This window comes from Phocaeicola coprophilus DSM 18228 = JCM 13818 (genome assembly GCF_000157915.1).
Lineage (GTDB): Bacteria > Bacteroidota > Bacteroidia > Bacteroidales > Bacteroidaceae > Phocaeicola > Phocaeicola coprophilus.
Map to the genome: position 1 here is coordinate 103,226 of NZ_EQ973635.1, position 21,155 is coordinate 124,380.

At 46.3% G+C, this 21,155-nt stretch carries 19 protein-coding genes, 1 tRNA gene and 1 pseudogene; 11 read left to right on the plus strand and 10 right to left on the minus strand.

The annotated features are described in order from the left end of the window. A pseudogene (locus BACCOPRO_RS05025) lies at positions 1-402 on the minus strand (hypothetical protein); the annotation flags it as partial. Between the two features lie 20 nt (positions 403-422). Then, positions 423-773, minus strand: coding sequence for a helix-turn-helix domain-containing protein (locus BACCOPRO_RS05030; protein WP_008141554.1), 351 nt, complete (start codon positions 771-773; stop codon positions 423-425). Between the two features lie 269 nt (positions 774-1,042). On the opposite strand from BACCOPRO_RS05030, the gene BACCOPRO_RS05035 reads away from it, so the two are divergent. Both BACCOPRO_RS05035 and BACCOPRO_RS05040 read left to right on the plus strand, forming a co-directional pair. Further along, on the plus strand, positions 1,043-1,330 hold the full coding sequence (locus tag BACCOPRO_RS05035; protein ID WP_008141555.1) for a helix-turn-helix domain-containing protein: 288 nt from the start codon (positions 1,043-1,045) through the stop codon (positions 1,328-1,330). Between the two features lie 20 nt (positions 1,331-1,350). Beyond that, positions 1,351-1,659, plus strand: coding sequence for a helix-turn-helix domain-containing protein (locus tag BACCOPRO_RS05040; protein ID WP_040311225.1), 309 nt, complete (start codon positions 1,351-1,353; stop codon positions 1,657-1,659). 66 nt (positions 1,660-1,725) lie between these two features. Here BACCOPRO_RS05040 and BACCOPRO_RS05045 read toward each other — a convergent pair whose 3' ends face one another. The 3 genes from BACCOPRO_RS05045 to BACCOPRO_RS05055 all read right to left on the minus strand — a co-directional run bounded on the left by BACCOPRO_RS05045 (position 1,726) and on the right by BACCOPRO_RS05055 (position 3,663). Then, a complete protein-coding gene (locus BACCOPRO_RS05045) occupies positions 1,726-2,103 on the minus strand; it encodes a virulence RhuM family protein (protein ID WP_008141557.1) in 378 nt (125 codons plus the stop codon). A 6-nt stretch (positions 2,104-2,109) separates the two neighbouring features. Continuing rightward, entirely contained in the window at positions 2,110-3,348 is a 1,239-nt protein-coding gene (locus tag BACCOPRO_RS05050) for a site-specific integrase (protein ID WP_008141558.1), read from the minus strand. A gap of 241 nt (positions 3,349-3,589) precedes the next feature. Beyond that, positions 3,590-3,663: transfer RNA gene (locus BACCOPRO_RS05055), tRNA-Asp, on the minus strand. 225 nt (positions 3,664-3,888) lie between these two features. On the opposite strand from BACCOPRO_RS05055, the gene BACCOPRO_RS05060 reads away from it, so the two are divergent. Continuing rightward, positions 3,889-4,479 carry a YqgE/AlgH family protein gene (locus BACCOPRO_RS05060; RefSeq protein WP_008141565.1) on the plus strand — a complete coding sequence of 197 codons (591 nt, stop codon included), beginning with the start codon at positions 3,889-3,891 and terminating at the stop codon, positions 4,477-4,479. On the opposite strand, the gene BACCOPRO_RS05065 is transcribed toward BACCOPRO_RS05060, so the two are convergent. The 3 genes from BACCOPRO_RS05065 to recR are packed head-to-tail and all read right to left on the minus strand — an operon-like array spanning position 4,468 to position 6,100. Then, positions 4,468-4,998 (minus strand): GNAT family N-acetyltransferase, encoded by a 531-nt coding sequence (locus tag BACCOPRO_RS05065; RefSeq protein WP_008141566.1) that lies wholly within the window; start codon positions 4,996-4,998, stop codon positions 4,468-4,470. The genes BACCOPRO_RS05060 and BACCOPRO_RS05065 overlap by 12 nt on opposite strands. Before the next feature lie 2 nt (positions 4,999-5,000). Next, positions 5,001-5,468, minus strand: coding sequence for a hypothetical protein (locus BACCOPRO_RS05070; RefSeq protein WP_008141567.1), 468 nt, complete (start codon positions 5,466-5,468; stop codon positions 5,001-5,003). Between the two features lie 14 nt (positions 5,469-5,482). Continuing rightward, a complete protein-coding gene (gene recR / locus BACCOPRO_RS05075; RefSeq protein ID WP_040311207.1) occupies positions 5,483-6,100 on the minus strand; it encodes a recombination mediator RecR in 618 nt (205 codons plus the stop codon). A gap of 195 nt (positions 6,101-6,295) precedes the next feature. Between recR and yihA the strand changes: the two genes are divergently transcribed. Both yihA and BACCOPRO_RS05085 read left to right on the plus strand, forming a co-directional pair. Beyond that, a complete protein-coding gene (gene yihA / locus BACCOPRO_RS05080; RefSeq protein WP_008141569.1) occupies positions 6,296-6,910 on the plus strand; it encodes a ribosome biogenesis GTP-binding protein YihA/YsxC in 615 nt (204 codons plus the stop codon). Further along, positions 6,907-8,868: a glycoside hydrolase family 20 protein gene (locus BACCOPRO_RS05085; protein WP_008141575.1), complete on the plus strand. Its 1,962-nt coding sequence runs from the start codon at positions 6,907-6,909 to the stop codon at positions 8,866-8,868. The genes yihA and BACCOPRO_RS05085 overlap by 4 nt, the downstream gene beginning before the upstream one ends. An 84-nt stretch (positions 8,869-8,952) precedes the next feature. Here BACCOPRO_RS05085 and BACCOPRO_RS05090 read toward each other — a convergent pair whose 3' ends face one another. Beyond that, positions 8,953-9,984 (minus strand): L,D-transpeptidase family protein, encoded by a 1,032-nt coding sequence (locus tag BACCOPRO_RS05090; protein ID WP_008141576.1) that lies wholly within the window; start codon positions 9,982-9,984, stop codon positions 8,953-8,955. A gap of 219 nt (positions 9,985-10,203) precedes the next feature. Between BACCOPRO_RS05090 and BACCOPRO_RS05095 the strand changes: the two genes are divergently transcribed. From BACCOPRO_RS05095 to BACCOPRO_RS05105, 3 genes are read left to right on the plus strand one after another with little or no spacing between them, the layout of a single operon-like run. Then, complete coding sequence (locus BACCOPRO_RS05095; RefSeq protein ID WP_008141577.1) at positions 10,204-11,433, plus strand: hypothetical protein; 1,230 nt, start codon at positions 10,204-10,206, stop codon at positions 11,431-11,433. 35 nt (positions 11,434-11,468) lie between these two features. Next, the gene (locus BACCOPRO_RS05100) at positions 11,469-12,053 is read left to right on the plus strand and encodes a condensin complex protein MksE (protein ID WP_008141578.1); all 585 of its coding nucleotides are present in this window, start codon (positions 11,469-11,471) and stop codon (positions 12,051-12,053) included. Continuing rightward, entirely contained in the window at positions 12,037-15,699 is a 3,663-nt protein-coding gene (locus BACCOPRO_RS05105; RefSeq protein WP_008141579.1) for an ATP-binding protein, read from the plus strand. Before BACCOPRO_RS05100 ends, BACCOPRO_RS05105 begins: the two co-directional genes overlap by 17 nt. 193 nt (positions 15,700-15,892) lie before the next feature. Here the strand turns inward: BACCOPRO_RS05105 and BACCOPRO_RS05110 are convergent, their stop codons facing one another. Then, entirely contained in the window at positions 15,893-17,293 is a 1,401-nt protein-coding gene (locus BACCOPRO_RS05110; RefSeq protein WP_040311226.1) for an alpha-L-fucosidase, read from the minus strand. A 437-nt stretch (positions 17,294-17,730) separates the two neighbouring features. Here BACCOPRO_RS05110 and BACCOPRO_RS05115 point away from each other — a divergent pair, with 437 nt between their 5' ends. From BACCOPRO_RS05115 to BACCOPRO_RS05125, 3 genes are read left to right on the plus strand one after another with little or no spacing between them, the layout of a single operon-like run. After that, on the plus strand, positions 17,731-18,192 hold the full coding sequence (locus BACCOPRO_RS05115) for a calycin-like domain-containing protein (protein WP_008141582.1): 462 nt from the start codon (positions 17,731-17,733) through the stop codon (positions 18,190-18,192). A 20-nt stretch (positions 18,193-18,212) separates the two neighbouring features. Beyond that, the gene (locus tag BACCOPRO_RS05120) at positions 18,213-18,920 is read left to right on the plus strand and encodes an HmuY family protein (RefSeq protein ID WP_040311227.1); all 708 of its coding nucleotides are present in this window, start codon (positions 18,213-18,215) and stop codon (positions 18,918-18,920) included. 44 nt (positions 18,921-18,964) lie between these two features. After that, positions 18,965-21,127 (plus strand): TonB-dependent receptor, encoded by a 2,163-nt coding sequence (locus BACCOPRO_RS05125; protein ID WP_008141585.1) that lies wholly within the window; start codon positions 18,965-18,967, stop codon positions 21,125-21,127. Positions 21,128-21,155: the final 28 nt, after the last annotated feature.

Consider the following 21,155-nt stretch of genomic DNA (forward strand, 5'->3'; position numbering starts at 1 on the left):
TTGCTCTTCCTGCTTTTGTTCCGTCTTTCCGGCGGTCTGTTCTTCCTTTACCTGCTTCTCGTAGCCGGAGGTGTCCACCTTGTGGGGCGCGAGCAGTTCCTTGTTGGCTTCGGGGTCTTTCAGCAGGTCTTTCATCACCTCCATCAGTTTGTCGGCTTGGTCTGCCGCGACACGGTAGAAACCGAAGCGGCTGGGCTCCTTGCACTGCCGGAAGAAGTTTTTGAAGAAGTTGTCCAGCACGTCGCCGTGGCGGTCGAATTGCAGGAAACTCTGCGCGTTCTCCGCTTTCGCGGGGGTGCGCTTGGGGGAACCGTCGGCATCCAGCCCGGCTACCACGCTGAGTTCGCCCGTCTTCTCGTCACGGACTATCAGCACGTCCTTTTCAGTTGTTTTCTTTGCCATTTGAAAAATGTTTTAATGGGTTATTTTTGAAAGAAATTATGGATACGGGCCTTGTAGAAGGCTATATCTTCTTTTTTGAAGTCCTTTACGTGTCCGGAAAGAAACGTCAGCACGTCCTCTTCGCTGTAATAGGTCTTTTTGCCGAGCGTCTTGTACGGCAACGCGCCGATACTGCGGTAGCGTTGCAGGGTGCGCTTGCTGATCTGGAGCAGCATACAGAGGTCCTGGTTGTCGAACATCCTGATACGTTCCATCGGGTCCGGGGCTTTGCCGGACGGCTGCAAGGAGAGCAGCAGTTCGTCCTGCCGGTCGAGCCGTTCCATCAGCTTTTGCATCCAGCTCTCGAAATTGTTTCGGGTAACTATTTCCATATTTATGTCCTCCGTTTTTCTTGTTTCTGAGGCAAAGTTCGGTAAAGGGCAAAAGCGGCTTTAACAACTCACTACGTGACTCACGTATAATTTTTTTAGGGAATGGCTCCGTTACCCGGACAGACGACGCAACAAGCAGCCAGTCAATAAGAAATGGAACGTAGATATAGAAAGCGTATTACTTTTATGCCGGATTCCCGGATAAGAGGCTATGAACAAACATACTTACTGGAACAAATCCTTGCATAGTAATCAAAAACAAATGAAATATGGAAATTATTAGCATTGAGAAAAAGACTTTTGAAGAGATGGTTTCAAAATTTGACAACCTTGTTGCAAAAGCCGAAGCATTATGCTTTGAAGACAAAAAAATGAGTGAGTGGATGGATAGTCAGGATGTCTGTGTCCTTTTAAATATCAGTCCACGCACCTTGCAGACTTTACGTGACAGCGGACGCTTGGCATATTCACAGATAAACCATAAGACATATTATCTTCCAGAAGATGTCGGACGTATGCTGCCTATCGTGGAAAAACGAAAAATAAAAGACAAATGATAACAAAAAGCAGAAAGCCTATGAATGATAACCAATTGATAACGAAAGAAAGTGAATGGATTGCCTATTTTACAAGTAGTATAGAACGAATAATAGCAAAAATGGAACGGATGAAAAAGGATTGCCGTCCCACTTTGGGCGGCGAGAATTTTCTTACGGACAAGGAAGTGGCTGAACGGTTGAGAATCAGCAGGCGTACCCTACAAGAATACCGGAATGAAGGGCGTATTTCATACATTCAGCTGGGAGGAAAAATCATATATAAGGAAAGTGATATTGAACGGTTGCTCAAAGACGGGTATAGGGAAGCCTATTTGACAGACCTTTAAAAAATAGGAAAGGGGCATCACCTATGTAGGTGCATACCCCTTTTCCCGTATGGGATTCATTTGTTCTCAGCTGGGATTTGAATAACTGCCATTCTTCTCATTCAACCCAAGCAATAGGTAATTAATGTTTTTATTTTCACGCAGCAGTTTTTTAAGCACGTATTTTCTGAAAAAGGTGCTCTCTCTACTGCATATCCTGAACGAAATGGCTGTTATCATTTCAAGAGAATAGACATCCATGCTTATCCGATTGCCGTTTTTTATATATCGCATTGTAATCTGCTCATCCAACTCACGACTTTTATAAGCAGAGCGGATAATTTTTCGGACATCCGAAGAAAACACGCCAAACAAGTCGGCTATTTCAAACAATGTCATCCATACGGGAGTAGTTGGCATAGTGACTGCTCCCGTTTCACTGATGGTTATAATCCCTCTGTCCATAATTCCCTATACTTGTCGTTTCAAAAAACTCCGTTCTACATTTTTCATATCGCGTAAAATAGAGGTGTCCAGTACCTTGGCATAATGCTGTGTCATACGGATATTGGAATGTCCCAAGATTTTAGCGACATTTTCCATGCTTACCTCGTTTGCCAAAAACACGACGGTAGCCGCAGTATGCCGGGCAACGTGTGTGGTCAGACGCTTCTGTATTCCACAGATGTCGGCTATCTCCTTTAAGTAAGCGTTCATTTTCTGGTTGCTCAATACAGGCAAAAGCACATTTTTGGCAATACAATCAGGTTGGTGCGAATACTTGTCTATCAATTTACGGGCGGGTGATATGACTGGAATATTACACATCTGCTTTGTTTTTTGGCGGGCTTTACGAATCCACAAGTTACCGTCATTGTCCCTTACAAGATGTTCCTTGCTGAGCTGATGCACGTCTGCAAAAGCCAGACCTGTGTAGCAGCAAAAGGCAAACACGTCCCGAACCTGCTCCAGCCGTTTTATCTCAAAATCCTTTTCCATCAGCCTGTCCAGTTCTTCTTGGGATAAAAACTCCACATTGACTTCATCCATCTTGAAATGAATGCCATAAAACGGGTCTTTTTCTATCCATCCGTTGGCTAATGCGATGCGTATGACTTTTTTCAGGTTCTTCAAATGTTTCAATGCGGAATTGTTCTGGCATCCGATGGACGTTTTCAGCCAATACTCGAAATCGCGAACAAACTGCCCGTCCAGTTCATTCAGGAACAGGTCATCCTTGTGATATCCAAAACGGATAAACTCCCTCAACCTGTTTATGGAAGTCTCAAATTTTGTCACGGTTGATTCCGTGTACTCCTTACCGATTAAAGCCCGGCATTTCTCGTTATGGTCTGTATAGATTTCCAAAAGCGTATGCTGCACTTTATCCCGACCGTAATATCTGTCACGGATGGCATCTGCCGTAACCATTTTTGCATCTACTTCAAGTTCCCTGTGTATCTGCAACACTTTGGCACGAACAGAACTTATATAATGATTAAGTTCCTGCGAATTGCGGTCTTTTCCTTTGGAACATTCTTTTGACTGGTTCCAAAGTTCTACAGGTACGCTACGCTTGATCATAATTTCCGCTTTCCGCTTGTCAACGGTAATGCGCATACATACGGGAGCCTCCCCGTTTTTCAGCAGTTTCTGCCGCTTGATGTAAAACAACACACTCAGTGTACTACGTCTCTTTTCAATTCCCATACTTTTTGCATTTTAAGTGGTACAAAGTTAAATTCCATTGTCCCAAATCAGGCTATGCAAAATACTGAGAATCAGCGAAAACAAATCCAAATCGTTGGACTTTTCAATCCTTTAAAAAGTCCAACGGATAAGCCAGTGCCAACTGCGCCATTCCGCGGCTTTTTATTAGGAATTATAGAAAACAAAAAAGTCCCAAAGTATTGAACTTCAGAACTTTTCTTGATTTTGCTTCATAAGATTGCGGTGCGTACGGGACTCGAACCCGTGACCCCATGCGTGACAGGCATGTATTCTAACCAACTGAACTAACGCACCAGTATGTCATTTTCATTTGCTCTTGCTCTCAATTGCGGTGCAAAGGTATAACTTATTTCGGAATCTGCAAACATTTTATTCATTTTTCTTCTAAAAAAATTAATCCGACCCTCCTCTACAATCCGTAAAACGCATAAAAAAGAGGAATAATGCAATAAAAAAAGGCAAACAGTTTCTTTTTCCGATTTAAATCGCTACCTTAGGAACATTAAAGAAACGAGAAAAATGGATATGCATATATTTCAAATAAAGTCCAATCAGACTCTTCCCTCACCGGGAGGAATCCTGATAGCCTCTCCTCTGCTAAATGATTATCATTTTATGCGGTCAGTGGTACTGCTCATCACACACAGTGAAGAAGGCAGCATGGGAATTGTCATGAACAAAGACTTCCGATATCACATATCCCTCAACCAACTGGCTCCGGAACTGGAAGGTTCTGCTTACATTCCTGTCTTTAAAGGAGGTCCCATGGAACGGGATACAATCTTTTTCATCCATACACTGAAACAACTGAAAGGAGCACTGGAACTGGGGAACGGATTGTACATGAACGGAGACTTTAAGGCTGTGCAACAATATATTCTTGACGGAGGTCCCCTTGACGGGCATATCCGATTCTTTGCCGGATATGCAGGATGGAGTCACGGACAACTGCAACAGGAAATTCAAAGGAACTCATGGTTTATAGGAAAAGGAAACAGCGAACGACTGCTGCATGATCCACAGAAAGTTCTTTGGAATAACAGCATGAACGATCTCGGTAATCCATACACCTTATGGTCCAAATATCCGGTTTATCCTTCATTCAACTGAACTGGAAGAAAGTTTCTGCAACAGACAGACGTCCTTGTATCCACGTCCGGTATAAATCCAATGAGGCAAATAGCCCGCACGTACATAGCCCAGGCCAGTAAACAAATGTAAAGAATGTGTATTGTCTGCATGCACGTAAGCATACAGCTGATGAATCCCCAACCGCGAAAAACAATGATGTTCCAACTGTCGCAAAGCTTCGGAAGCAATACCCCGGTGACGGTATTCCTCCAGCACCATAACTCCCACTTCTGCACGGTTATGACGGGGATCGAAGGAACAAAGGTCAACAATACCTACTACCCCGGTCTGAGGAAGCTCAATCATCAGTCTCAACTGGCGGTCTGTATACAGGTCATTCGTACTCTGCCCGATATACTGCTTCAGCTGATATCGGGAATAAGGACCGGTAGCAATGCCGTTCTCCCATTGATCTTCATCGTTTTCAAAAAGCATCATGACATCCAGATCTTCCGGCTCAGGTGCGCGCAAACGGATTGGAGGAACTGTTTTTTCCATCGTTACTCCTCCTTTTCTCCCTCTTCCCGATTCAGATCCAGTTCCATCAGCAAACGTTCACGACCAGGTACACAGAACAGTGAAGCCACCAGAAGCATTCCGGCACACAACATTCCCGTCAGGTCAAGAGTCCAATAGTAAACCGACAGATTGAACAAGGCCGGAGCCAGCAAAAGTCCCAGACGGACTTCACTCCATCTCCGATAGCTCTTTAATGCTTCGGGTAAGGGCATTGTTTTTACATAGCGGGTCAGTGACAAACTGAACAGGCGAAGAGATACGGGAATAAGTCCCATGGCCAGCAGGATACCTGCAGTCTGGAGAATATATTCCATCCGGACATCCCCCACCATCATTCCTTGCGGTAACACATCCGTTTCATAAAGTGCGATAAGCAACAGTACCAACATCCACGCCAGAATAAATTCCCCTTGCAGCCAGCGTAGCAACCGATTGATTTCTTTTTCCATAAATTTTCCCCAAATTACATTGTTCCTGTAAAAGCTACCCGGTTCACGATAGACCGTCCCAGTGTAACTTCATCCGTATATTCCAGTTCATCACCAATGGATATACCACGGGCAATGACTGTCAGTTTCACATCAAACCCACTCAGCTTCCGATAAATAAAGAAATTGGTCGTATCGCCTTCCATCGTAGAACTTAATGCCAGAATAACTTCCTTGACGGCTCCGGAGCGAACCCGTGCCACCAGACTGTCAATCTGCAGATCAGAAGGACCGATACCGTCCATCGGAGATATGACCCCGCCCAGCACATGATAAAGTCCTTTGTACTGCTGAGTGTTCTCAACGGCCATTACATCGCGGATATTCTCCACCACACATACTGTCGATGCATCCCGTGAAGGATTGGAACAGATGCGGCAGATATCAGTATCCGAGATATTATGACAGACTTTACAATATTTTACTTCATGCTTTAGGGTTACCATGGCACTGCTGAAAGCCTCTACACTTTCCGTACTCTGTCTCAGCAGATGAAGCACAAGACGCATGGCGGTCTTCCGCCCTATACCGGGAAGTTTGGCAAATTCTCCTACTGCTTTTTCAAGTAATGCCGACGGATATTGTTGATTCATGATTCTCTTCTTTGTATTAAAACAGGTGTGCAAAGATAGGGAGAACTCCCGAAATTCCGGCATAAATTGAGAAATAAAGTAAAGGTAAGGAATTTCAGAACAACACTCGGATGAGATGGATCAGAAAAAGGAAGCAAGTACCTGCTTTTTCATTTTTTTTTCATACCTTTGTCAAGACTTAATAAAAACAACACCATGGAAATAACCAGTGCTGAATTTGTAGTAAGTAATTCACGTGCGGACATGTGTCCCGCAACCCACCTTCCCGAATACGCGTTCATCGGACGTTCCAACGTCGGAAAATCAAGTCTCATCAATATGCTGACCAAACAACCCAAGTTGGCCATGACCTCAGCCACTCCTGGAAAAACCTTGCTGATCAACCATTTTCTGGTTAATAAAGAATGGTATCTGGTAGACCTTCCCGGATACGGCTATGCACAACGGGGAAAGAAAATGATGGACAAGATTGAAAAGCTGATCCAGCATTACGTTCTGGAACGGGAGCAAATGACATGCCTCTTTGTTCTGGTAGACAGCCGGCTCGCTCCACAGAAGATCGATATGGAATTTATCGAATGGCTTGGAGAAAACGGAGTTCCTTTTGCCATCATCTTCACGAAAGCAGACAAACAAAGTGCCGGAAAGACGCGTGCAAATGTGGATATCTATCTTTCAGAACTTTCCAAGCAATGGGAAGAGCTTCCCCCTTATTTCATTTCATCGGCTGAAAAGAAAACCGGACGAAAAGAAATTCTGGACTACATCGAACAAATCAATCATTCAATAACTAAAAATCACACCTTATGACAAAGAAAATGATCATGTTGCCCTTGCTGGCTGCCTCTGTTTCCCTGTTCTTCACGGGATGTGAAGGAAAACTGGTGGAAAAGGTGGATCTGATTCCGCAAGCGCAGTCTGTCACAATCGGAAACGGATCTTTCCCCTTGCAGGAACTGCGCAGCATGCAGGTTCCTCCCGAATGGAACGAAACGGCCAAGGCTTTTACAGAACTGGTACAAAAAACAACCGGAGTTTCATTGACCATCAGCGATATTGACGCTCCTCTCTCTTTGGTCAAGAACGATAAACTGACCGAAGAAGCCTATACTCTGGAAATTGAAAGAGGACGTATCGTTCTGGAAGCTAATGACGCACAGGGAATCAGCAATGCACTGGCCACGCTTCACCAGCTCATTCTGACAGCAAAAGACAACAAACTTCCAATCATAAATATTCAGGATAAGCCACGCTTCGGTTATCGCGGACTGATGCTTGACTGCAGCCGGCATTTCTGGACAGTAGATGAGCTGAAAGAAACGCTGTCTCAAATGGCTTTCTTCAAGCTGAATAAACTGCAGATGCACCTGACAGACAACAATGCCTGGCGTCTGGCTATGGATCAGTATCCTGAACTGACTGCCAAAGGTACTTATTATTCTGATTTTCCGGATCTGTCTGGTAAATATTACTCAACAAACGATCTGAAAGAAATCGTAAAATACGCTCAGGCTCTCGGTATTGAAATCATTCCTGAAGTCGATCTGCCCGGTCATGCCATCGCACTGCTCGCAGCCATGCCGCAACTTTCCTGTAAAGGAGGTACATTCGAAGCTTATCCGGAAGAACTTCCGCTCAATCAGCGGAAACGCGGAAACGAGAATATGCTTTGCATCGGCAATCCGGAATCTATCCGTTTCGCACAGGAAGTGGTAGACGCACTGATCCAGATCTTCCCTTCGAAGTATATTCACCTGGGTGGTGATGAAGTACCCACAGCCATCTGGGAAAAATGTCCGAAATGTCAGGCCCTTTATAAGAAGGAAGGCATGAAGGAACCCGGTGAACTGCAGGACTTCTTCACACGCAAGATGAGTGAATACATCCGGTCAAAAGGTAAAATCATGGTTGGATGGGATGAAATCAACGACCGTCATGCCGCCACACCCGAAGATATGCTGACCGTATGGCGGGACAATGGTCTGAAAGCTCAGAAAGCTGCACTGGAACGAGGCATACCGGTAGTCATGTGTCCGCAGCACGGATGTTATCTTGACTGGGGATATGCCGGCAACTCTACACGGAAAGTGTACGAATGGGATCCGGTAACCAGCCAGGTAACTCCCGAACAGGAAGCACTCGTCAAAGGAGGACAAGGTGCTTTGTGGACGGAACGAGTAGCAACACAAGACCGTGTGGAATGGATGTTGTACCCGCGTCTGGCTGCTTTGTCGGAAGTATTCTGGACCAATGCTTCCAAACGCAACTGGGACGACTTCTACCGCCGTATCACGGATTTCTATCCGGTAATGCGAAAGATGGGTATCAATTTCTATGAAGACGATGCACTGAATGAGAAAGAATTCGCACCGACTCAGGAGAAGCCCATGCTGATACGTCCGGCAAGCATTGATACAAACATTCCATTGAACTCACCCTATCATCCGGAATATGCTTTCGACGGAAAGACCAATACATTCTTCTGGGGAGGAAGCACTATCAACCCGTCACATTACTTTACGGTCATCCTGACAGAACCGGCCAAGATAAGTGATATCGAAATCATTACAGGTGACTCAAAGGACTATATCACAAAAGCTGACCTGCTGATCAGTGAAGACGGAAACAAATTCAACAAGGTCGGAACATTTGACGAACTGGGACAGGCCAAGGCACATGTCGGAGGCAAACCAGTCAAAGCTGTCAAGATTCAGGTAACAGGCAATCACACCTGCTGGCCGATTATCAAGGAAATCATCCTGAAATAATCCGGTTCCAAAGAAATAACTTATACGGCCTGCCCTTTGATCAATCAAAGAGCAGGCCGGTTTCTTTTGTATAACTTCTTCTTTTCATTCAATGACAACAACCAGGGAACGATATAACGGAGCCCAGTCAAACACAAACTTGGCATGAGAAGTGGCATTGCGGACACACATGTGCGAACGTGGAGTCGTACCAAGCGACCAGCTGTATTCGATCATGGCCGTACGGGGTACATTCACCGGAACACCATGAATATAAGCACCATTTGTAAAACGGCTGGCGTATGGCGCATATCCGCCCACCGCCGAGGAACCGTCCTTCAGAAATACCATCTTTTCTTTCTTTTGCTGGATCAGAAACATACCTAAAGGAGTTTCCATTCCGTAAGGAGGATTATGCAGTCCCGTCGTAGCCGGATTTATACTCCGGATTTTCCATTCACCTTCCGACACTCTTTCCAGAGTCGTAATATTCTGATCCAGACGATCCACGAAAATTACATGATGAAACACGGTAGAATCAGACAACAGCTTGAGGTAGCGTTTGGGAACCAGCCACTCTCCTTCTGTCGTCACCGGACGAAGCCTGTAGAAACTCCCTTCCTCTCTTTCCAGCTGAGCCAGCGAACCGTCTCTGCCATAGCGTACGGGAGTCAATGTATCTTCAGGAAGATAAAGAGGAACCGACTGATAACGCTCCACTCCGAGCGTATCCGAAATCCGGTTATAGACATTACGCACATAACTCCGCACCAGGGGAGCCTCAGTGTTCAGATTCTTATAATTTTGGAAAACGGCCCAGCGAAGTTCATCACCACGCTGCATATTTTCAATAAAAGCCAGACATTTACGCATCACCTCCCATTTGACGGAACGAACTGTGTCCTTATATGGATAAGTATCCTTCAGCGTATATTTGTCATAAAGCAAATCTTTGGTAAGTACAATATCGGCTGCGGTCAGCGGCTTCTCCTGGAAAGAAAATTCTACCGTCACCATTGAATCAGGGGCATGATCCACCTCAAACGGAACCTCGACCAGTTGCGTCTCGTCATTACGGCATCCCGTCCAACCCACGGAAACGGCCAGCAGACATCCCAGAAGATAAATACGCTTCATGATTGCTCGGGTTTAATTTGATACAAAGTTAACATTTTTCAAGAATATTCCAAATTGATTACAAGGAATAACAATGGTTTCTATAAAAAACAATCGAGCTCCCGCATTGGTTCATTCCAGGCCGGACAGAAGGCTGCTTATCCCCTTAATGAATGGAAGACAAAAATTAGGAAATTACACTGGTAAATTATATCTTTGCCCGATTTTTTCAACTAGACTATGTATATATTCCGCTCCATACAAGAGATCATCAACACCGTCGCTGCGGCCAAAGGACTGCTGACCGAGATGTTTGAAAAAAGAAAAATTCTCAGCTTCAGATACTCCGATGCCCTGTCCCTGCTCAAGGATGACGAGAATCGTCTGAAACTGCTTATCGAAAAGGAAGTAATCCGGCAAAACGGCAACTATGTGGAACTGGATGCACGTTTCCTGGATTTCTTCGAATTGCTGCTGGAAGCCAATGAAGAGATCAATACAGCCATCATTGATGAAAACATCGAGTATCTCCACGAACTGATTGACTATTACCTGAAGGAGAGAATTCCCAGCCGGAAGGAAAGTTATGTACGCAACATCAAGATTACATTCCAGAAGATTGCGCGTACCACCATCCGCAACATCATGAATCTGCAGAACAGCATAGACAATGCGTTCAAGCATGAACCGACGTATCAGATCAAAATCGCCAAACTGGAGAATCTGGACAAGAAACGGATCAACATCCAGCGGCTGATCGACACGACAGAGCATCTGATCCTGCACGAAGAAAGAGCCTTTTTCATGCAGGCTACGGATGAAGAACTGACACGCATCCTGCTCGAACTCCGCCGGGAGCTGCAACTCTCGGCACACAGCCTCATCCGTGCCCAGCAAGATATCATCAATTACCTCAATCAGATCAAGAGCCAGATCATTCTGGTAGAAAAGATCCGGAAGGTAAAATATCTGCAAGACCAGTTCGAATTGCGGGCCCGAAGCAACCTGGCCGAAGTCGTTGAGCGGGAACATTCCCTGCTGATGGAAGGATCTGCACCAGGTTCCTTCAAGCTGTCAATCAATTACCTGAGTACAGACGAGGCCCGTCCGGTCATTCTTAAAGTCATGCGTAACCGGCAATACCGGGAGGCTTTGCGAAACAACGAGGCAGGTGCCTTCAGTGAAGAAGAGCTGGAAGCACAGGCCATGTATCAGGAACTGATCAACCTCGATACGACCGTGGGGGATTATTTCCAGGCACAGGCTCAGGCTCGATGGGCAGACGAATCGGCACCACTGGAGGATCTGTTCTCATACCTGATGAAGTATTCTTTCCAGCGGGAAGTAAGCGAAAAAGAACGTACCACCCTCTTCTGTCAGATCGTTTCCCTCTACGAAACGCAACTGCGCATCACCGAAGAGTTCGGTACCTATCACGAATATGAATTTGCCAAAGTATATCCGCTCTGAGAAATTTTCCGGACGGACCAAAATACAACGAAACAATGGATTTAAACATACGAATACCTGACCATACAGCACAGATCTTCGATTACCTGCAAAAGGGACTGTTCATCAGTTCCAACAGCACAAACGAAGATGTACGTCAGCTTTATGACGATATCGATGAAAACTTTGAAGCCCTGTCCCTGTACTTCGGGCAGATCGGTTACGCACTGGAACGAGGCAACGAATATTTTTATTTCTCACGCAACGAACCGAGGGCTACGCTGGAACAGAAACTCATGCGTGCCTATTACTGGATTGACGTGCTCGACCTGTTCAAGACTTACGATGAGACTTTCGGACCGGGCTTCCGGTTTCAGCCCGAACAGATTCTGGTGGAAGCCAACATCAACGTGCTGCTCCAGAACAAGCTGGACGGCATCCGGAAACATTTCTCGGACAAAGATGTTCGCAAGGATGTCCTGGACAATATGATCCGCCAGCTCACCAAGGATTCATTCCTGGAGCTGGAAAACGAAAAAGAAAACACCTACAAGGTGATGAGTTCCTGGCATTACCTGGAACGACTGATCGAAAGTATTCAAATTTACGACGAAACGGAAGACGATGAGAAACCTGAATAGAATTATCTTTATCAACAGTGCAAACATCCCCTATGCGGATGATATTTATCTGGATGGAAACATCCACTTTATCGGAACACAGGGTGTAGGAAAAAGTACCATCCTGCGTGCCATCCTGTTTTTCTATAATGCCGACACGCAGAAACTGGGTATTCCCGTAGAAAAGCAAAGCTACACGGAATACTATTTCCCCTACTCCAACTCGTATATCGTATATGAAGTGGCTACCGAGAACGGACCTTTCTGTATCCTCAGCTTCAAGTCGATGAACCGGGTGTGTTACCGCTTTATCGATTCCCCCTACCGGAAAGAATTCTTCATCGATGAGGAAAGCCGTACGGCATACAGTGGAACCGACCGCATCCGGGCCATACTGGATCAGTATGATGTGGACTATTCGCGCATTATCTATACTTACGATGAATACCGGAACATTCTTTACGGCAACGAAGCAGGAGCCGACATGCAACGGTATGCCCTGATGGAAAGCAAGCAATATCAGAACATCCCGCGAACCATCCAGAATGTGCTGCTGAATTCAAAACTGGATGCGGAATTCATCAAAAAAACCATCATCTCGTCACTCAACGAGGAAGATACTTCCGTAGATCTGAACACCTATAAGGAACATCTGAAAAACTTCGAAACACGGCTTCGCGATATTGAAGAGTTCCAAAAACGAGAAACGCAGAAACAGGCTGCAGAGATCACCCGACTGGCTACGGAAGTAAACCGAAGACAGACTGCACTGGTGCAAGGCTGCCGGGAACTGGCTGCCGCCCGCATCAAGGCAGAAGAGGCGCTCCCCCAATGGGAAGAAAAGAAAAAACAGGCAGAAAACGACCGGCATATCATACTGGCCCGCCGCATGGAACTGCAGGAGCAGTCGAAAAAGAAATGTGACCGGCTGCAGGAAGTGCTGGCTGTTGTCAACAATGAATTGCAGAAAGCTTCTCAGAAAGAAAAGGAATACGACCAGCTGAACATTTCCCAGATTGCAGAACGGTCAGCCAAAAAGGAAGAATGGAAAAACCGCCAGCAGGGACTGCAGGAAGAGCAGCGCATCCTCACCTCACAGTATACGGAAATCTCTACCAAATACAAGTTGCTGATCCAAAGTCTGGATGAACAGTGGAACAAGATCCATGAAGCCAAACTGAAACAACAGGAAGAACTGGGCAACACGTATAACAGCCGGATGGAAGAGGCACGGAAGCTGCACGAAACGGCTACCGAAGCCCTGTATCAGGAATACGAGCAGCTGTCGCAGACACTCCATCCTGAATACAACGAAAAGCAGAAGGCTATGACGGCTCTTGACTATCAGATCCAGATGTGTCACAAGGAAACTTATTTCGCAGCCGAACAGGAAGAACTGAAACATCGTATCCAGTCGTACACCGGACTGCATCTGAGCAAGAAGAACCGCATTGAAAATGCTCAGCTTGTCATCCGGGAACTGACACTCAAGTGGGATGAAGAACTGCAAAAGGGCTTCAGGGAAAAAGATGAACGCATGGAGGCTCTGTCTCACGAACAGAAACAGCTGCGTACACGCATCGAAGAACTGGAAACATTCTTACAGAACAGCCGGAACACCTTACAGGGATGGCTCAAGGATCACAAGCCGGGATGGGAAGAAAACATCGGAAAACTTTGTGATGAATCAATCCTGTGGCAGACCGGACTGTCTCCACGTCAGGTAGACGAAGGGGCTTCCTTCTATGGCATCAACCTGGATCTATCGGTCATCGAACGGCCTATCAAGTCCATCAATGACTACCAGAGAGAGAAGGAAAGCCATAGCGGACGTATGGAGGAAATCACATCGGAACTGCAACACCTGCAAGCAGACAAGGATTTGCTTCAGGAGCAGCTGAAAGCCAAATACCAGCCGCGCATCAAGGAGCAGAAAGACATCATCAGTGTGCAGCAGTATGAACTGGAAAAACTGGAACAGCAATACCAGCAGGACATGCTGGACATTGAACTCTGGAAAAAGAAAGAGGAAGAAGAACGGAATGCACACATTGCTGTCCTGAATAAAGACCGTCAGACACTTCAGCTGGAACTGCAGGAAATCGACGGAAAACTGAAAAACCTGAATCTGGAAAAAGGCAAGCGCCTTAACGAACTGAAACAGCAGTGGAATGACCAGCAGCAACAGATTGCTGATGAAAGGAACAGACAGGCCGAACAACTTAAAAACGAAGACCGGCTGGAACAGCAGCGGATCACTGCCGAGAAAAATAATTACGAAAGTCAGATGAACCGGGAACTGCATTCACAGGGAGCTGACACGGAACGTCTGCAAAGTATTACTTCGCAGCTGAACGAGATAGAGGCCGAACTGCAGTTCATCAAGAATCATGCAACCCTGCTGATCGAGTACCAGAAAGATAAACGCGACCTGATAGACCGAATTCCGGTCTGGAAACGGGAACAGGAAGAGCAGAAACAGTTGCTCAGTCAGGAAAAGGAAAGTCTGAAAAAAGAGAACGCCATCTTGCAGGAACAGCTTGACCGGCTGGACAAGGAACTGAAGGAAACGGACAATGCCGTACGCGACCTGCATGCCAACCTGGATGCATATGCCAAGATTGCGGCCTACGACTGGTACAAGCCTCATCAGGATATTCTGGGAGATACGGGACGGGCTGCAGCACGGGAAATCACTCCCCGAAAGAGCTGTATCGAACTGATTGAAGAACTGGGCCAGGACGAAAACCAGTTCCTGCAATTACAGACAGGTCTGCGCAAGGAAATCAATCTTTTCACCGGGCATTTCGATGAGGACAATACTTTCAAGTTTGCTACCAAATTCAACGATGACTGGGAGTATCTGCGCTTTGCCGAAGAGCTGAACGACTTCATCCGGGAAAACAAGATCAACGAGTTTATCCGGCGCATCAACAACGAGCACTCCGACGTATTCAAACGTATCAGTATGGATACTTCAATGCTTACGGCTTCGGAAAAGGACATCCATGACATCATCAGCAGAGTGAACAAAGGATTCCAGACCTGCAATTTCGTGGGAGTCATCCAGCGCATCGAAATGAAGGTGGAAGAAAGCAGCAACCGCGTGGTCAATGCACTGCGGGCCATCCGGAAATATTACAACGAACATGCCCACGACCTGGCCCCGGGAACCAATCTCTTCTCCAGCGAGAACGAACAGCTGGTGAAGCAGGAAGCCATCGCTCTGCTGCGTGATTTCATCAAGGAGATCCATGCCTACCGGTATGACACCATCCGCCTCTACGACTCTTTCGAACTGCGTTTCCGGATCGTAGAAAACAACAACGACACGGGATTTGTAGAGAAACTATCGAACGTCGGTTCCGAAGGTACGGACATTCTGGTAAAAGCCATGATCAACATCATGTTGCTGTATGTGTTCAAGGAAGGAGCTTCCCGGAAGTTCAAAGACTTCAAGCTCCACTGCATGATGGACGAAATCGGAAAGCTGCATCCCAACAACGTGAACGGAATCCTGAAGTTTGCCAACGACCGGAACATCATTCTGATCAACGGATCACCGACCGAACTGAACCGCGACACCTACAAGCATGTCTATCTGCTCACCAAGGGTGCACAGAGCAAAACCCGCATTGCCCGACTAATTTCAGACCAGAAACTGTAAGCCCGAAACCTGCTTCTGATCCATTTCTCGGAAGGCCGTCTGCCACTACCTGCCAGGCTAGTGCAAACGGCCTTCCGTCATCTGAAAAAAGGCCTCGGGCTTTTTTAAAAACGTTTCGGCGTTTCAATGAAAAGAATTCCGGCTTTCAGGCAAAACGCTTCGACGTTTTCTGCATGGTTATTTTTCCGGTCCGTTACTTGATTCCGAAAGAGAAAGCCAGTGATTCGGTCCGGTCTACATGCTTGGGCAAATAGACCTTGACGCGGTCACCATCCATTTCACATTTCACACGCTTACCGGTGGAAAGCAACGTCACCTTCTTTCCCGCAGGAATATTGCCTGTCCATTCAATTACAGCAGGAACCTCGGGATCATCTTCCTTCAGGGCATACATGGCATACATCTTCTTTCCGTCTTTAGACTGAGTGAACCACACATTTCCATCGTTATATTTCCGGGCATTCACTGTGGCATAAATTGCCTCACCATTCTTGTCCAGCCATTTGCCGATGGTTGTCACGCGGTCTACGGCCTGCTCTTCGATCGTTCCGTCCGGTTTAGGTCCAACTCCCAGCAGGAAGTTTCCGCCTTTAGCTACAACTTCAATCAATACAGCCAGCACCTTCTTGGAAGATTTAAGGGTAGCACCCTTTCTCCATCCCCAGCCATACAGACTGTAACAGGTTTCCCAGGGAATATCCAGCTGGGTTGCAGGCACCTCTCCCTCCGGTGTCTGATAATTTTCAAATTCTCCCTTCACGGTACGGTCCACAACAATCAGTCCCGGCTGATTCTTTCTGGCCATAGCTGCAATCTTGTCCATGTGGATATCCTGGTTATTGCCGGGTGCAACCTGTCCGCCGTCCAGCCAAAGGATATCTACATTTCCATAATCTCCGTTAGTCAGTTCATTAATCTGATTATAGGTAAACTGGCAGAACTTTTCCCAGCGGTCCGGATGTCTGGCTATGTTATAATTTACGTTGCGGTCTTTGGTTGGATAGAAAGGCCACCAGTAATATTCACTGTGCCAGTCCGGCTTGGAGAAATAAGCACCGATCATGAAACCTTTTTTACGGAATGCATCAAACACGTGCTTCGTAACATTAGCTCTCGGATCTTTTCCGAACGGACTGTTCATGATAGAAAAATCCGTCTGCTTGGTGTCAAACATACAAAAGCCCTCGTGATGCTTGGTGGTGAAAACCATGTATTTCATGCCACCTTTGGCCATCAGATCCGCCCACTTGTCCGGATCAAACTTCACAGGATTTATTGAGTCCTTGTGACTCCAGTACCAGCGTTTATAGTCTTCATAGTTCAAATCTTTTCTGCGGGCATTCTCTATCCAGTCCAGATCTTCACCGCAAAGTACCCATGACTCCATAATTCCCGGCACAGAATAAAGTCCCCAATGGAAAATCACACCATACTTCAAGTCCTTCCATTGATCCAGCTTCTTCAAAACCAGTGAATCAGTAGGCCATACATAACCGTCAGAACGTTTGTGACGCATTCCTTCGTACTGTCCGAAAGTCGGAATTGATGCGGTCAGAGCCAACCCCAAAGCTAAACATTTAATTGTGTTTCTCATTTCAGATAAAATCATTGCTGAATTCAGGCAAGCCATAAAGCCATTCTGAATTCAAGGTTTATTAATTGATTAAAATACTTTCCGGCCTACGATTCATCCAATCCGATCCTGCAGAAAGGAAAAAGACCGGCTTCGTCTTTAACAGGCCGGCTAAAAGTACAAATAAAAATCGGAAAGATCACTCCATTCCAACGAATATTTCAGGCAGAAGCCCATAACCCTGATCCCCAAAAGTAAGTACTCACTTTATACTATCCGAACCCGAATTTCTCTTTTCTATAATCCTTTTTTCCCTGTTTCCCTACCTATTTTGATGTATAGAGAATGCTTCTTTCTCCCTACCGGAGTACCCCGTAAATGGTCTTTATTAGGTATTGTCCGGGAATGAAGGGGCCTGTACCTTTGCATCACCAATTAATCTAAATAATAAAAAATTTATGAAACTTAAGAACTTGTTCGCAATGACAACCATTGCACTCAGCCTGATTGCCTGCTCCAGTAACGAACCGTCCGACCCGGCAATGGAAGCAGCCAAAGCCGTGGCAAACAACTATGAAGGAACCTTCAAGATGTATGTGATGAACAACAATGTCGGAGAATCTGCCATGACTGTTCAGATCAAAGATCAGAAAGACGGGAAAGTAAGTCTGGAAATTCCGGAAACCGGAAGCGGAAGCATGGTCATGTCTGCCTTCTCTCTGACTGATGTCCTTGTCACTCAAAATGGAGAAAACTATACACTTTCCAAGGCAGACACTTCACTGGTTGCAGGAAACACCAATCTCAAAATACAAGATTTTACCGGCACCGTCAGCGGCAGCAATGCACAATTCAAAATGTCTGTCACACCCGGCTCCATGCCGATGGCAATTACCTGTGAATTCACCACAACCCAATGACAACAAGCAATTATCCGCTCATGAAAAAATACAGGTTTCATGTCAAGGCCGCCATGCTGGGAACTCTATTACTGACGTTCCCGGCATGCGAAGGCCTGTTTGATGACATCTACGACAATCCGTCGGAAGCAAACCTTTCCACCAACGGATTCGGCTTTGTCGAAGTCTCTCCGGAAACTCATTCCGGAACACTCTATGTCAATTCCAGCGATTACACGCAATGGGTCTACATCGACTTGCATTCCCTGAGTGTCGACTCCACCCGCATCCTCAATGAGGCAGGCGAAGAAGTATCCCTTTCCGACAAAGGAACATTACCGCAAGAATGGGACTTTGCCATTCACCGGTATGATACCAAAACCAATGAAGGAGCCGTACTGGAAACTTCGGCCGAAAGTATGGAAGAGCTCCTGGCCGGAAAAGAAATTCCGCAGGGAAACTATACCGCCGACACACCGGGAACAACGGATAAGATTACCATTGACCTTTCAGACATGTATAACGGAACGATCAGATACGCATGTTCTGACTACAATTCCGTCCTTTCCCAATGGCTTTCGCGCAAAGGTATGCCTCCCACTTATACCCTGTCGGGCAAAGTCTATGTCCTCCGGCTGAAAGACGGAACCCATGCAGCCCTGAAACTGACAGACTATCGGAACGAAATGTATGTCAACGGCTATATGCGGGTGCAATATATCTATCCACTGGAAAATGCCCTGAAATAGCTGTCATCCGTTCTTATACCCAATATAAACTAAGGAAATCAACCATGCAATTTATCTTAAAAATCTTATACATGCTCCTTTTGGGATGTCTTTCCATCATCCCGGCTGCGGCCCAGAGAAATCTTTCGGGCATAGTCTGCGACAGCAACGGAGAGCCACTCATCGGAGCAACCGTTTCCGTAGAAGGAAGAAAAGGCCTGGGAGCAGTCACCGATCTTTCCGGAAAGTATCAGTTGAGACTTCCCGAAAAACATCAAACCTACATACTGAAAGTGCGCTTTGTGGGCTATGTGACCGAAAGCCGCAGTATTTCTCCCCAGGACAGGACAGCCGATTTCCGGCTAAAGGAAGATGCCATCGGAATGGAAACCGTCGTCGTCACCGGTACCCGTACTCCCAAACGGCTGAAAGAAGTTCCTGTCATTACACGCGTCATTACCCTCGATGACATCCGCAAAACAGATGCTACCAACATTGTCGATGTTCTTGAAATGGAAATGCCGGCCATTGAAACATCATATTCAATGGACATGCAGCCATCACTCAACATTCAGGGGTTCAGCGGGAATGCCGTACTGTTTCTGGTCGATGGAGAACGTCTGGCAGGCGAAACCATGAACGATGTTGACTTCTCCCGCCTGAACATGGACAACGTGGAACGCGTGGAAATTGTCAGGGGAGCGGCTTCTTCCATCTATGGTTCCAATGCCGTAGGAGGTGTCATCAATCTCATCCCCCGGACATCCGCCGAACCCTGGACCGCCAATGTGAATGCCCGATACGGAGCTTATGACAACCAGCGTTACGGAACGACCGTCAGCTTCCGGGCAGGCAACTTCAACAATTCGTTCAACCTGCAACGGCTCAGTCAGGGACGTATCGAATATTTTAATCCGGACACGGAAGGAGACAAAGGATCCTATGACTCGATGGATCCCACAGCTTCCTGGAATTTCAAAGACCGGCTGACCTTTACACCCAACAACCAATTAAAGCTGACAGCCAACGTTGGATATTATTACCGCGAACGTGAGCGGAGTTCATCGGAAGACAACCGTTACCGGGATTTCACCGGTGGCTTGAAAGGACGCTATCTTTTCAGCAAGGGCCAGTCGCTCGAAGTGTCATATACTTTCGATCAGTATGACAAAAGTGATTTCGATAAGGTGAAGCGAAGCGATGTGCGTGATTACAGTAACGTACAAAACAGTTTCCGTGCCTTATACAATCATACGTTCAACGGGAAACATATCCTGACCGTCGGAGGAGATTATCTTTACGACTATCTGGCCAGTTACATGTTTTCCGGAGGAGAAACTTACCGGCAATATACGGCTGATGTCTTTGCTCAGTTTGACTGGAATCCGAACAGGCATTTCAACGCCGTAGCAAGTGCACGCTATGACTATTATTCGGAAGCCAAGGCACAAAACTTTTCTCCGCAGCTGAACCTGATGTATAAACTCAGGAACTGTTCACTGCGCGGCTCGTATGCTGTAGGATTCCGCGCTCCTACCCTGAAAGAAATGTATTCGGCTTTTGACATGGGCTCCATCTGGTGGATCTACGGCAACGAACATCTGAAACCGGAAAAAAGTCATAATTTTTCCCTATCGGCAGAATATTTCAAAAGCCGCTATAATCTGACAGTCACAGGATACTATAATCTGGTGAACGACCGGATTGACGTACAATGGGATCCTTCTCTGGAAAACGGAAAAGGTGCCATGATGTACACGAACATCCGGAAGATGAAAATGGCCGGTGCCAATGTGGATGCTGCTGCCAAATATCCCTGCGGACTGGAAATCCGTCTGTCGTATGCTTACACTTACCAGTCGGAGAAATACAACCAATATGTTTCTACCGCCCGTCCGCATGCAGGAACAGCCCGTTTCTCGTATGGAAAGGAATGGGAAAAATACGGATTCAATGTAACCCTGAGCGGCCGCCTGCTTTCAAAGCTGACCACTCTGGTATACAACGATACCAGCGATCCTTCGAAAGGAAGCAGTCAGGAAACCTATCCGGCTTATACGATGTGGAAACTGAACCTGACTCAAAACATTTACAAAGGCATCCATGTCACACTGACTGCAGACAATCTGTTCAACTACCGGCCATCCTACTATTATTTCAATTCGCCTTACACTACCGGAACTACTCTTGCAGCCGGTGTGTCTGTCGATCTTGACCGCCTGTTCTGAATTATTAATCATACATATTAAAAAAAAG